This is a genomic window from Weissella koreensis KCTC 3621, from assembly GCF_000277645.1.
In genome coordinates this window covers 155,596-169,052 of the sequence record NZ_AKGG01000014.1, presented here as the reverse complement: position 1 = coordinate 169,052, position 13,457 = coordinate 155,596, and the positions used below count along the sequence as shown (strand labels likewise).

Here is a 13,457-nt window from a genome sequence, read left to right as displayed (position 1 = left end):
CAAAGAAATCCCAATCTTGAATCTTATCAATATCTGAGACTTAAATGTTCAATTGTTCTAATTCATTTTGATTATTCATAAAATTTAAAAGAGCGTCAGTTGCATGTGGGTCTGCAAATTGTTCTAATTCAAGATTGATGCTAATTTGATTCAACTTGTTAGAATCAATCAGCTTTTTCACTAACATTAATTGGGCTTCAATGTTAATATTGAGGTCTTCTGGAACTTTCCATTCACTGGTTTGATAATCGAAAGAACGCAATAATAATTCAGCCGAAACTTGTTTAAAGCGCCGTTGCGTGAATTGCATCAAATTTTGGGTGAAATAAGCATACATAGCAACTACTTGTTGACGATGCTCACCTGAATAAATTTTTTCACCGTCAATTGTGATCTGGTTTCTTCCGTTTCTTTTACTCATATAAAGATATTCGTCGACTCGATCATAAAGAGTTTTGAATTTTGTGTCATTTGGTTCTAAATTGGTTCCACCCATAGAAATCGTAACTTCAATAGGTGTATCTTGATAAAAGAAATTAGTTGTACGCACGTTATCCCATGCTTTTTTAACAATAGGTAGGACATCATCGATAGAACTATTAGGGAACATAATTGTAAACTCTTCACCACCAGTTCTAAAGAGCTGTGCGGATGGCATTTCTTCGTCTAAAGTTTTTTGAACTATACCAGATGTTTCAATTAAAATTTTATTTCCGGCTGAATGACCAAAGGTATCATTAACTTGTTTGAAACGATCGATATCCCATTCAATAATACTAAGCGGTTTATTATTATGTCGTGCGTTTTGAAAAAGTTTTTCTGATTCGTTTTGGAAAAATGCGAAGGAATGCACTTTAGTTAAGGCATCTAAGTCTGCAGCTTTTTCAAATTGACCAGGATTGGTATTTTTAAATCCGTTAAACCATAAATACATTACGACCATATTCATGGTAACAAAGATAACGATTGCTTCAACTACTATCACAGGTCCCATGGTAATTCCCATCGAAACTGAAGGTAATGTCCCCCAAAATAGGATTCCAATTAAGCTAAAGTATAGTAGACTGCATTGCCAGTTATAAACAATTTTGTCATGAACCAAGGGCACCTGACTGATGAGCAAAAGGGCAACTGTAATTATTAAAGCAATGATTACAGTGGGTTGGTTCATATTATCATTAATCGTCATAGACCCCATATGATGCCCAACCCATACGTAACCAGCAGCCAGTAACTGTAGAAAACGTTCTATGCGATTGTAACCACCTAAATATAAGAAAGGCAGTACGAGTAAAAAGAGCGCGATATTATGGAAAACCATGGCAATTTGGCCGCTAAAGTAAAACATTGTGGCTAAATGGATATATAAACCAATTCCACAACCAAATATAAAAATTTGAGCCCGTTTCCACAGAAAGGCTCCTCCATTATTTTGGACAAAAATTTCATTCCAGAGTCGATTGAAATATCCAACATACCCAGTTGTAAAAAAACTTGAAATTAAAAGGGTCATCAGCATAAAGCTGATAATGTCTATGGAGTTGTGTAAAATATTAAGCATCATATTCCTCCAAACGAGTAAAAAAATATAAATTCATTTAACTTATTTTACACCTATTGGTGGTGGATTACATTAAAATTCAGTGAGTTATCTAGCCTAGAGCTGGATATGTTGGTATTTTATGAGAAATTTAAGAAATTGAGGAATATCTGAATTTGACCGCCTTATTTTCTTGTTGATGGTATAATAATTGCATTAAGAGATGGATGAGAAAGAGGAAGAATATGGCGGCCAAGTACGAGTTAATTAAAAATAAAATCAAAGATGAGATTGAAGCTGGTGATTATCATATAGGAGAAAAATTACCAACTGAGTCTGAATTAATGGCTCGTTTTTCGGTTTCTAGATTTACGGTACGGCGGGCGATCACTGATTTAGAAAATGAAAATTATGTTTATAAAGTGCAAGGTGGGGGGATGTTTGTTGATAATTGGCATGCAACTGCTACGGCTGGACCTACCAAATTGATTGGAATGATTACTACCCATATTGCTCATTATATTTTCCCAAATATAATCAGTGGAGTCGACCGAGCAGCGTCTAAACAAGGTTATACGATGCTGGTAGCCAATACTCATAATGATCCTATTCGTGAGCGACAAGCATTACTTTCGATGTTAGATAATAATGTCGCAGGTTTAATTATTGAACCAACACAAAGTGCATTTAATAAAGAGAATCTTGATATTTATCGACATATTGATGAATTAAAAATACCGATTGTATTTATTAATGCTATCTATGAAGGATTGAATTATCCTGTAGTGAAACAATATGATGAAATAGCAGAAAAGCATTTAGTCGAATATTTATTTGAAAAAGGGCATAATAAAATTTTAGGCGTTTTCCAAGTTGATGACTTACAAGGGGTTCGACGGATGAATGGGTTTATTGGTGCTTATCAACAGCAGCCAGAGCTAGCATTAAATTCATCAACGATTATGTATCGGTCTTCAGACCCAATTAATATGGTTTTAGAAAAGGTTGAACAATATTTGAAAGTTAATTCAGAAATTACGGCGATTGTAGCTTACAATGATCAAATTGCCATTCAAATTTATGATTTAATTCATGAAATGGGACTTAAAATGCCTGAAGACATTTCAATTGTGGGATTTGATGATTATCATTTGGATGAGTATGTAAATCCTAAGTTAACGACTATGACTCACGAAAAAGAACGGATGGGTAGTGATGCTGCGAGTTTGTTAATTCAAGCGATAAACGGCGAATCAGTTGAATCATTAAACTATGAACCTGAATTTATTGAACGAGAAAGTGTCAGGGATCTTAATTCAATTAAGTGATAATGCGATTTATAAATTTTAATTATAAAAAAGACTAGGATAAAGTTGATCCTGGTCTTTTTATATATAAATATTTAAAAAATGTGTTTTTTAAAATATGTTAATAAATTATCAAACTAGTTATTTTTACAAAAATATAGAAAACAAACATAAAAATTGTGAATTTTTTATTAATATATATATTTTCGATTAATCGCTTATGTAAGCCATTTCAAGAAGGCTCAATTCATTATTTGTATGGTTATTAAAAATAAAACTCTTGATTTATACGTAACAATATTTTAATATACTTAAATGTAAACGGTTGCAAAGTTTATTGAACTTATTTTAATTGTAAATTATTTATTGAGGGGTATTCTGATGGAAAACTATAGTCCACTAATTATTCAAAGAGCAGACCCATATATCTACAAGCATACTGATGGATATTATTATTTTAGTGCCTCTGTTCCAGCATATAATTTGATTGAGTTACGACGATCAAAGACTATTGCTGGGCTGGCTCATGCGATGCCACGAACGATTTGGCGTAAACATGACACTGGAACAGGCGAGGAAAGTGAGTTGATCTGGGCACCTGAGATTCATTTCATCAATGGTAAATGGTATGTCTATTATGCTGCATCCCATACAACTGATTTTGACGAAAATGGTATGTTTCAACACCGGATGTATGTGATTGAGTGTGAGGCACCCGATCCAATGGAAACAGAAGATAACTGGGTCGAGAAAGGCCGTGTTCAAACTCCAATCGATTCATTTGCCTTAGATGCCACAACTTTTGAACACCAAAACAAGTTGTATTATGTTTGGGCTCAAAAGGATCCAGAAATTTTTGGAAATACTAATATATATATTTCTGAAATGGAAAATCCTTGGACACTTAAAACGGCACCCGTTATGTTGACTAAACCAGAATATGATTGGGAAACTCAGATATTCGCGGTAAATGAAGGGCCAGCCGTCTTACATCGAAATGGAAAATTCTTCTTGACCTTCTCCGGAAGTGCCACTGATGAAAATTATTGTATGGGGATGCTTTACGCAGATGAAAATTCAGATCTTTTGGATCCAGCTAGTTGGACTAAGTTAGATCATCCCGTCTTTACATCGGATGTTAAGCATGATCTTTTGGGACCGGGACATAACTCATTTACAGTTTCAGAAGATGGTGAAACTGATTTGCTTGTCTATCATATCCGCAACTACGCTGACATCAAAGGTGACCCATTGTATGATCCTAATCGGCATACGATGATTCAAGCATTTGATTATGATGAAAATGGATTCCCTGTTTTTGGAAATCCCGTTAAATTTACAGAATTATAAAATTAAAGGATGGAAAGTATTATGAACACGAAGACAGAAGAGAAAGGAATGTTTTGGTCATTTCCGGTCTCACATTTTTCTTATTTTTTCATTTGGGCCATCGTTAACGGTTATTTAACTCTTTGGCTTGAACAAGTTGCTCATTTAAATGGTAGCCAGGCTGGAATTATTTTCTCAATGATGGCGGTTATGTCATTGATTTTTCAACCGATGTTTGGATATTTTTCAGACAGGTTAGTGATGAAAAAGACATTAGTCTTTATTATCTTATTGGCTGGAGCGTTAATTGGACCATTCTTCCAATGGGTTTTCTTGCCATTGCTAGCATCAACTAACGCAATGGTCGTTGCAATTGTAACTGGAATTTATTTATCATTTGTCTTGAATGGTGGAGTTTCTGTTATTGAACAATATATCCAACGAGCATCAGTTATTAATAAATTTGAATTTGGACATTCACGAATAGGTGGATCAATTGCTGGAGCTGTTGCTTCATTCCTAGGAGGACGTTTGTTCTTGTGGCAACCAAGTGCGATTTTCTGGGCAGCCAGCGTTTCTGCATTGTTAGCATTTATTATGTTTTTATTCTTTGATAAAGTTGCAGATAATAATGTAGATGTAACTACTGCTGACAACGAAAAAGTCAACATGAAAGACGTTATGGCCCTCTTTAAGGTTCGTAATTTCTGGATACTTGGAATTTTCTATATGGGAGCTTCAGCCTTATATGACGTTTTTGATCAACAATTTGTTATTTTCTTTCAAACTTTCTTCCACCATGTATCACAAGCAACGAAAGTTTATTCAAACATGGTAACTGTACAAATGTTTATTGAAATGATTTTGATGATTCCAATGCCATATATCATTAATAAGATTGGTGCACGAAATGGTTTGTTGATTTATGGATTTATTACGGCACTACGTATTATCGGAACTGCCTTAGCTCCAAACTGGATTTTTATCGTGGTTTTGCGTTTGTTAGCTGGATTTGAAATGCCATTAGTCCTAGTTTCAATTATGAAATATATTGGACTGACATTTGATAATCGCTTATATGCGACAGTTTATGCTTTGGCGGCTAATTTTATGAAACAAGTCTCGGTCTTTATTTTCTCAGCATTGGCTGGAACAATGTATGATAATATTGGATTCCAACACACATATTTGATTATGGGTTCTGTAGTTTTGGTTATTACCATCATTGCAACTATCTTTTTGGACAAAGAACATAAAGACCCAACAACTATTCCACGAATGTAATTATATTCAGAATTACAGACAAATATTTAACGCCTAATTAAAAAAATTAGGCGTTTTTTTGTTGCTGTCATGCGATATCAATAACATATGCAAATAAATATTTAAATTTGTTATTGATTTATACGTAACAATATTTTACAATAATACATGTAAACGATTTCATAAAATAAAAAAACATAAAAAACAAAGGAAGTCTGTTAAATGGAAAAGGGACAAATTATTGAAGAAATTCAAGCAGGTAATACTTCATTAGGAATAGAATTTGGCTCAACAAATATTAAAGCGGTTTTAATTGCTAGCGATTACAGTGTTGTCGCAACAGGATCGCATGGTTGGGAGAATAAATTAGAAAATGGAGTTTGGACTTACTCTTTGGAAGATATTTGGTCAGGTCTTCAAGATGCATATAGCAAATTGTCTGGACAAATTAAAAACGAGTATGGAGTAGAGTTGACTAAACTCCGTTCGATGGGAATCGCAGCCATGATGCATGGATACATGTCGTTTAATGCACAAGGTGATTTGCTAGTGCCATTTAGAACTTGGCGAAATGCGATGACTGAAGATGCAGCTTTGCAATTAACACATTTGTTTAACTTTAATATTCCAGAACGTTGGAGTATTGCACACCTTTATCAAGCTGTTTTGAATCAAGAAACACATGTTAAAGATGTTGATTTTATTACAACTCTTGCAGGATATGTTCATTGGAAGCTTTCTGGTGAAAAGGTCTTAGGTGTTGGAGATGCTTCAGGGGTCTTCCCAATTGATGAATTAAGCCATGATTATAATCAAGACATGATGGATAAATTTAATGGTTTGAAAGCTATTAAGCAATATCATTGGTCATTACCAGAAATTCTTCCAGCTGTGAAGGTGGCAGGAGAACAAGCTGGAACTTTGACAGCCGAAGGGGCAAAACTATTAGATGTTTCTGGAAAGTTACAACCAGGAACTGTGATGGCACCGCCGGAAGGAGATGCTGGAACTGGAATGGTTTCAACAAATTCTGTTAAACAACGAACTGGAAATGTTTCTGCTGGAACATCTGCTTTTGCCATGATCGTGTTAGAAAAGTCATTGAAGAAGTTGCATACAAGTATTGATATGGTGACCACACCTGATGGTTCAGCGGTCGCCATGGTGCACGCGAATAATTCCAGTTCAGATATTAATGCTTGGGCAGGTTTGTTTAATGAATTCGCACAAATGATTGGTGTTGATTTGGCACCAGACGAATTATATGGTCACCTCTTCAATAGTATTTTGAATGCCGACCCTGATACATCTGGAATTTTGTCATATGGATATTACTCTGGTGAAAATATCACTGGAATGAGTGAAGGACGTCCGGTCTTAGCTCGTATGCCAAATAGTAAATTTAATATTGGAAACTTGATGCGTACCAATTTGTATTCAGCCTTTGGGGCGATGAAGATTGGAATGGACATTTTGCATGATGAAGAAGTTGAAACTGATTCAATCGTGGCACAAGGTGGAATCTTTAAGACACCGATTGTTGGACAAAAAATGTTAGCTGCAGCAATGGAAGCTCCAGTCACGGTAATGAAAACAGCAGGCGAAGGTGGTCCATGGGGTATGGCAATTTTGGCTGCTTATGCTGCCGCTGATACTAATAAAGACTTAGCTAGCTATCTTGAAGAAGAAGTTTTCTTTGACCAAGAACGTTCAACGATTGAGCCGGACGCTAAGGATGTCAATGGATTTAATCGCTTTATGGAACGTTATAAGGCTGGTTTGCCAATTGAAGCCCACGCCGTTGCTACATTAAAGGACCAAAACGAGGGGTAAAAAATGTTAGAAGATATGAAGAAACGCGTTTATGACGCTAATATGTTATTACCTAAATATGATTTAGTTACATTTACTTGGGGAAATGTTAGTGAAATTGATCGTGAAAAGGGATTATTCGTGATTAAGCCTTCAGGAGTTGAGTATGAAGAATTAAGTCCTGAAGACATGGTCGTAGTTGACTTGAAAGGAAACGTTGTCGAGGGTGAGTTGAATCCAAGTAGTGATACTGCGACTCATATGCACTTGTACAATGCTTTCCCTGAAATTGGTGGAGTTGTACATACACATTCACCTTGGGCTGTTTCATATGCGCAAGCAGGAATGGATGTGCCAGCAATGGGAACAACACATGCTGATACTTTCTATGGTGATGTACCAGCAGCTTCAGCTTTAACTCAAGAAGAAGTAGAGTCAGCATATGAATTGAATACTGGAGTTGTGATTGAACGTGAGTTTAAGAAGCGCAACTTAGATCCTATGGCTGTTCCTGCCGTTTTGGTTCGTCAGCATGGACCATTTACTTGGGGAAAAGATGCTCACGATGCCGTGCATAACGCTAAGGTGCTAGAAGTGGTTGCCGAAATGGACTACCATGCAATGCAACTTAACCCACATGCGGATTTGAGTATTCCTCAATACTTGCTCGACAAGCATTATTACCGCAAGCATGGTGCTAATGCATATTATGGGCAAAATAAATAATTGCTTACCGTTGTTTAATTAAACTAAGTATTACTTTATAGGAGAAAATATCATGTTAGAAACTGCAAATTACAAATTCTGGTTCGTTACAGGTTCACAATTCCTTTATGGACCTGAAGTTTTGAAGCAAGTTGAAGAAGATTCTAAGAAATTAGTTGCATCTTTGAATGCATCAGGTAAGTTAGCTTACCCTGTTGAATTTAAGGCAGTTGGAGTAACCGCTGAAAATATTACTCAAACAATGAAGGAAGCTAATGCTGATGATGAAGTAGCTGGAGTTATTACTTGGGCTCACACTTTCTCACCTGCAAAGAACTGGATCCGTGGGACACAATTGCTCAATAAGCCATTGATGCACTTGGCAACGCAAATGTTGAACAAGATTCCATATGATTCAATTGACTTTGATTATATGAATTTGAACCAATCAGCCCATGGTGACCGTGAATATGCCTTCATCAATGCTCGTTTGGGAATTAAGAATAAAATTGTCTTTGGACACTACGAAGATGAAGAAGTTCAAACTCAAATTGGTAAGTGGATGGATGTAGCTGTTGCTTACAACGAATCATACAAAATTAAGATTGTGACCTTTGGTGACAAGATGCGTAATGTTGCCGTTACCGATGGTGATAAGATTGAAGCTCAAATCAAATTGGGTTGGACCGTTGATTACTGGGGAGTTGCTGACTTGGTAGCATACGTCAACGCAATTGACGAAGCTGATGTTGATGCTCTTTACAAAGAACTTCAAAATAAGTATGAATTTGTTCAAGGTGATAATTCTGCTGAAAAGTACGAACACAACGTTAAGTATCAATTGCGTGAATACTTAGCTATTAAGCAATTCATGGATGACAAGGGTTACTCTGGATTTACAACCAACTTTGAAGACCTTGAAGGTTTGGAACAATTGCCTGGATTGGCTGCTCAAATGTTGATGGCTGATGGTTATGGATTCGCCGGTGAAGGTGATTGGAAGACTTCTGCCTTGACTCGTTTGCTTAAGATTGTTGCTCACAACGAAGGAACAGCCTTCATGGAAGATTACACATTGGATCTTCGTAAAGGTCATGAAGCTATCTTGGGATCACATATGCTTGAAGTTGACCCAACAATTGCTTCTGATAAGCCACGTGTTGAAGTACATCCATTGGATATTGGTGGTAAAGATGATCCAGCACGTTTGGTCTTTACTGGAAAAGCTGGCGATGCAGTTGATGTTACGATGGCCGACTTCGGTGATGAATTTAAGTTAATTAGCTATGAAGTAGCAGGAAACAAGCCTGAAGCAGAAACACCATTCTTACCAGTTGCTAAGCAATTGTGGACACCAAAGGCTGGATTGAAGGCTGGAGCTGAAGGTTGGTTAACAGTTGGTGGAGGACACCACACGACTTTGAGTTTCAATGTTGATACGGAACAATTGACAGATCTTGCAAACATGTTTGATTTAACATTTGTCAATATTAAGTAATTAATATTTAAAAAATAGAAAGTTGTGAGTACGGAGATATGAGTAAAGAAACAAAAAAGATTCCAAGCGGATTCATTTACTTCTTTGGAGCGTTTGGTGGGATTCTATTCGGTTATGATATTGGGGTGATGACGGGAGCGTTACCATTTTTGCAACATGACTGGAATTTAACGAACGCATCCGTGATTGGATGGATTACATCATCATTGATGTTAGGTGCGATTTTTGGAGGGGCCTTAGCGGGTCAACTCTCTGATAAATTTGGCCGACGTAAAATGATTTTGGTAGCATCGTTTGTCTTTGCATTTGGGGCAATTATGGCGGGACTTTCACCTCATAATGCTGTCGCTTGGCTGTTGTTTGCCCGAGTTTTGTTAGGGTTAGCTGTCGGAGCGGCTTCAGCACTAGTACCTTCATATATGTCAGAAATGGCCCCTGCTCGTTCACGTGGACGTTTATCTGGGTTGAATCAACTGATGATTGTTTCAGGAATGTTGTTGTCATATATTATGGACTTCATCTTGAAAGGATTAGCTCATGGATTAGCATGGCGCTTAATGCTTGGCTTAGCAGCCGTTCCAGCAATTATCCTATTCTTAGGTGTCCTTCGGTTGCCTGAATCACCTCGATTCTTGGTTAAATTGGGTAAGCCGGATGAAGCACGTCAAGTTTTGTCATACATTCGAAGTGATGCAGAAATTCAGCCCGAATTAAACGAAATTCAAGCTACGGTTTCAAAAGAAGCATCTGCTGCACAAAATGTTAATTTGGGTACTTTGTTCTCTGGAAAATATCGTTACTTAGTAACAGCTGGAATTGGTGTGGCTGCGTTCCAACAATTTATGGGCGCTAATGCGATCTTCTACTACATTCCTTTGATTGTTGAAAAGGCGACTGGACAAGCAGCTTCAGAAGCATTGCTTTGGCCAATTGTTCAAGGTGTGATCTTAGTACTGGGTGCCATCTTGTACATGGTGATCGCTGAAAAGTTCCAACGAAAGACCTTACTTATCTTGGGTGGATCGATGATGGCTCTATCATTTTTGATGCCTGCAGTATTGAACTTAATCTTTGGTGCTGATAGTTTCCCACCAATGTTGATCGTTGTTTTCTTATCAATCTTCGTTGCTTTCTATTCATTTACTTGGGCTCCGTTGACATGGGTGTTGGTTGGGGAATTATTCCCACTCGCTATCCGTGGCCGAGCTTCAGGTCTAGCATCATCATTTAACTGGATTGGTTCATTCTTAGTTGGATTACTTTTCCCAATTATGACTGCTACAATGCCACAAGAAATGGTTTTCGCAGTCTTCGGAATCATTTCAATTATCGCCGTATTGTTCGTTAAATTCCGTGTGCCTGAGACATTCGGTCGAACATTGGAAGAGATTGAATCTGAAGGATCAAATCGTTAATAAATTAGTTACAATTTAATATCTATAGTTAAACAGCTATTTGGAATTTTATTCTAAGTAGTTGTTTTTTTATCCTAAGCTAGATAATGTTATAATGAATCTAATAAAATTGAGATAATAATGAGGTGAAATTTGATGGAATTAACAAGCCAGGATCGCTATCAACTAGCAGATGGAAATCAGATGCCTAAATTGGGATTGGGATTATATAAAGTTACTGATGAAAAAATCATGGATCAATTATTAGATGGAGCATATGCATCTGGATATCGTCTTTTTGATACAGCACAAATGTATAAAAATGAAGAAATGATCGGGCGATCCTTGAAAAATAGTCAGGCAAGCCGCGAAGAATTATTTATTACTACTAAAATTGCGGAAGAGAATCAAGGATATGATGCAACCTTGCGCTCATTAGAAAATTCATTGAAAGCTTTACAATTAGATTATGTTGACCTTTTATTGGTGCATTGGCCATTGCACCAACATTTTTTTGAAACTTGGCGTGCTTTTGAACGAGCTAAGGAAGAAGGGCTTGTACGTTCTATTGGGACTTCAAATTATGGTCAAATTCATTTGGAATATTTAGCCACGAAGGCTAAGGAAATGCCAGTTGTGAATCAAGTCGAAGTACATCCATATTTAACGCAAAAACCGCTACAAATTTTTTCAAAAGAACATCAAATTGTAACTCAAGCGTGGGCTCCATTAGGTCGTGGTGGAGAGTTAAGCGATTCGGTTGTACAGACTTTAGCGGAAAAATATCATAAAAGTCCAGCTCAAATTGTTATTCGTTGGCATTTGCAAAATCAGACAGCGCTCATTCCAAAATCAAGTCATTTAGACCGAGTACAAGATAATATAAATGTTTTTGATTTTGAAATTACTAATGAGGATATGCAAACCTTGGATGATTTGAATAAATTTAAACGAATTAGCCAGGAACCAGAATTAGTATATGAACGTGGAGCCCAATATCCGCATAATTAAATTTTGGTTTAAAATTAGTGTTTTATCGTAATATGACTGACCATATTATATGGTGGAAAGGGTGTGGAAAATGAAAATTGGATTTATTGGAACGGGAGTGATGGGAACAGGAGTAATTGAGAACTTATTAAAAGCCGGTTTTGAGGTGGAAGTTTTCAATCGAACGAAAGCTCATGCCAAAAAAGTTTTGGATTCAGGTGCTCAATGGGTTGGAACGCCAAAAGCTTTGGCGATGCAAAATGATCTAGTAATTACGATGGTTGGGTATCCTGATGATGTAAAAGCTCAATATTACGGAGAAAATGGACTTTTTGCTGGTGCTAGTGAAGGTAAAATTTTCATGGATATGACTACTTCAACTCCAACTTTGGCAGAAACTTTGGCAGAAGATGGAGTTAAACATGGTGTGGCTGTCCTTGATGCACCTGTCTCAGGCGGGGATGTTGGTGCTCGAGAAGGAACATTGACAGTAATGGTAGGTGGCGACGAACAAGCCTTTAATACTTTAGCACCCGTCTTTGAAGCAATTGCGGGACGAGTAAATCTTTTTGGTAATGCTGGATTAGGTCAACATGCTAAGATGGCTAATCAAATTATGATTGCGGGTACGATGCTTGGAATGTCAGAGACCTTAGTTTATGCTAAACGAGTGGGCTTGAATTTGTCAGATATCTTAACGACATTAAATGGCGGAAGTGCTCAAAATTGGTCTCTTGAAAATTATGGACCACGAATTTTGTCTGGAGACTTTAAGCCTGGATTTTATGCTAAGCATCTCCTAAAGGATTTAAGAATTGCTCTAGATGAAGCAGAAAAGTTAAAATTGGCCTTACCAATGACTGCTTTGGCGGAAACACTTTATGAAAAGTTAGTGGACGAAAAGCAACTAGGGGATGAAGGAAGTCAGGCCTTGATCAAATTATGGTGGAGCAAAGCTTAGATTTAGTAAAAATTAATGATTATTGGACAGGCTTATAATGTCCGCCTATGTTTAGCAGTAGATACTACTGAGTATAAGCGGGCTTTTTTGATGGAAAGATTAAGTGTAATAAGATTAATAAAAATCTGATGAATGATATAATAAGCTGGAATGGATTGAGAGGAGTTCAGGTGATGAAAAATGTTTTATTTGTCTGTTTAGGTAATATTGCGCGTTCAACAATGGCTGAAGCGCTGTTCACACAAATGGTAGCTGAAGAAGGTTTGACTGACCAAATTAAAATTGATTCAGCTGGAACTTCCAATGAGGAAATGGGTAATCCACCACATCCTGGAACACAAAAGATTTTGAAAGAACATCAAATTCCGTTTGATTGGATTCGTGCTCGTCAAATTCGACCTGAAGATTTTGAATGGGCAGATTATATTATCACAATGGATCAACAGAATATGCGCAATTTGAAACGATTAGCTCCTAGTGATGATGCGTCAGCTAAAATTAAATTAGCCTATTCAATTTTGCCATCGCAAGCCGATAAGGAAATTCAAGATCCTTGGTATACCAGACGTTTTGATGTCACATATCGAGAATTAAAAGAGACTTTACCAGCCTGGTTAGTACAGATTAAAGCCGATTTAAAAAATATTTAGGAGTTATA

Annotated in this window: 11 protein-coding genes; 10 read left to right on the top strand and 1 reads right to left on the bottom strand. The window is 36.8% G+C overall.

Translation table 11 applies throughout. The features are described 5' to 3' along the window. Positions 1 to 40 precede the first annotated feature (40 nt). Positions 41 to 1,513: a GGDEF domain-containing protein gene (locus JC2156_RS06245; protein ID WP_162097974.1), complete on the bottom strand. Its 1,473-nt coding sequence runs from the start codon at positions 1,511 to 1,513 to the stop codon at positions 41 to 43. Between the two features lie 272 nt (positions 1,514 to 1,785). Here JC2156_RS06245 and JC2156_RS06240 point away from each other — a divergent pair, with 272 nt between their 5' ends. The 10 genes from JC2156_RS06240 (at position 1,786) to JC2156_RS06195 (ending at position 13,449) form a co-directional block, all read left to right on the top strand. After that, entirely contained in the window at positions 1,786 to 2,868 is a 1,083-nt protein-coding gene (locus tag JC2156_RS06240) for a GntR family transcriptional regulator (protein ID WP_006845789.1), read from the top strand. 360 nt (positions 2,869 to 3,228) lie between these two features. After that, entirely contained in the window at positions 3,229 to 4,197 is a 969-nt protein-coding gene (locus JC2156_RS06235; protein ID WP_006845788.1) for a glycoside hydrolase family 43 protein, read from the top strand. A gap of 21 nt (positions 4,198 to 4,218) precedes the next feature. Then, complete coding sequence (locus tag JC2156_RS06230; RefSeq protein ID WP_006845787.1) at positions 4,219 to 5,460, top strand: oligosaccharide MFS transporter; 1,242 nt, start codon at positions 4,219 to 4,221, stop codon at positions 5,458 to 5,460. Positions 5,461 to 5,661: 201 nt separating this feature from the next. Beyond that, a complete protein-coding gene (locus JC2156_RS06225; protein WP_006845786.1) occupies positions 5,662 to 7,272 on the top strand; it encodes a xylulokinase in 1,611 nt (536 codons plus the stop codon). A gap of 3 nt (positions 7,273 to 7,275) precedes the next feature. Next, a complete protein-coding gene (locus tag JC2156_RS06220) occupies positions 7,276 to 7,977 on the top strand; it encodes an L-ribulose-5-phosphate 4-epimerase (protein ID WP_006845785.1) in 702 nt (233 codons plus the stop codon). 52 nt (positions 7,978 to 8,029) lie between these two features. Next, positions 8,030 to 9,454, top strand: a complete 1,425-nt coding sequence (araA, locus tag JC2156_RS06215) for an L-arabinose isomerase (RefSeq protein WP_006845784.1) — start codon at positions 8,030 to 8,032, stop codon at positions 9,452 to 9,454. A 38-nt stretch (positions 9,455 to 9,492) separates the two neighbouring features. Next, positions 9,493 to 10,869 carry a sugar porter family MFS transporter gene (locus JC2156_RS06210; protein WP_006845783.1) on the top strand — a complete coding sequence of 459 codons (1,377 nt, stop codon included), beginning with the start codon at positions 9,493 to 9,495 and terminating at the stop codon, positions 10,867 to 10,869. A 135-nt stretch (positions 10,870 to 11,004) separates the two neighbouring features. Continuing rightward, a complete protein-coding gene (locus JC2156_RS06205) occupies positions 11,005 to 11,859 on the top strand; it encodes an aldo/keto reductase (RefSeq protein ID WP_006845782.1) in 855 nt (284 codons plus the stop codon). Between the two features lie 70 nt (positions 11,860 to 11,929). Beyond that, complete coding sequence (locus JC2156_RS06200; RefSeq protein WP_006845781.1) at positions 11,930 to 12,799, top strand: NAD(P)-dependent oxidoreductase; 870 nt, start codon at positions 11,930 to 11,932, stop codon at positions 12,797 to 12,799. Positions 12,800 to 12,972: 173 nt separating this feature from the next. After that, positions 12,973 to 13,449, top strand: coding sequence for a low molecular weight protein-tyrosine-phosphatase (locus JC2156_RS06195; protein WP_006845780.1), 477 nt, complete (start codon positions 12,973 to 12,975; stop codon positions 13,447 to 13,449). Positions 13,450 to 13,457 lie beyond the last annotated feature (8 nt).

Bases quoted from the DNA above. Each gene is read 5' to 3' on its own strand.
- JC2156_RS06230 (WP_006845787.1), top strand. From the start codon at position 4,219: ATGAACACGAAGACAGAAGAGAAAGGAATGTTTTGGTCATTTCCGGTC.
- araA (WP_006845784.1), top strand. From the start codon at position 8,030: ATGTTAGAAACTGCAAATTACAAATTCTGGTTCGTTACAGGTTCACAA.
- JC2156_RS06225 (WP_006845786.1), top strand. From the start codon at position 5,662: ATGGAAAAGGGACAAATTATTGAAGAAATTCAAGCAGGTAATACTTCA.
- JC2156_RS06195 (WP_006845780.1), top strand. From the start codon at position 12,973: ATGAAAAATGTTTTATTTGTCTGTTTAGGTAATATTGCGCGTTCAACA.
- JC2156_RS06205 (WP_006845782.1), top strand. From the start codon at position 11,005: ATGGAATTAACAAGCCAGGATCGCTATCAACTAGCAGATGGAAATCAG.
- JC2156_RS06245 (WP_162097974.1), bottom strand. From the start codon at position 1,513: ATGACCCTTTTAATTTCAAGTTTTTTTACAACTGGGTATGTTGGATAT.
- JC2156_RS06200 (WP_006845781.1), top strand. From the start codon at position 11,930: ATGAAAATTGGATTTATTGGAACGGGAGTGATGGGAACAGGAGTAATT.
- JC2156_RS06235 (WP_006845788.1), top strand. From the start codon at position 3,229: ATGGAAAACTATAGTCCACTAATTATTCAAAGAGCAGACCCATATATC.
- JC2156_RS06210 (WP_006845783.1), top strand. From the start codon at position 9,493: ATGAGTAAAGAAACAAAAAAGATTCCAAGCGGATTCATTTACTTCTTT.
- JC2156_RS06240 (WP_006845789.1), top strand. From the start codon at position 1,786: ATGGCGGCCAAGTACGAGTTAATTAAAAATAAAATCAAAGATGAGATT.
- JC2156_RS06220 (WP_006845785.1), top strand. From the start codon at position 7,276: ATGTTAGAAGATATGAAGAAACGCGTTTATGACGCTAATATGTTATTA.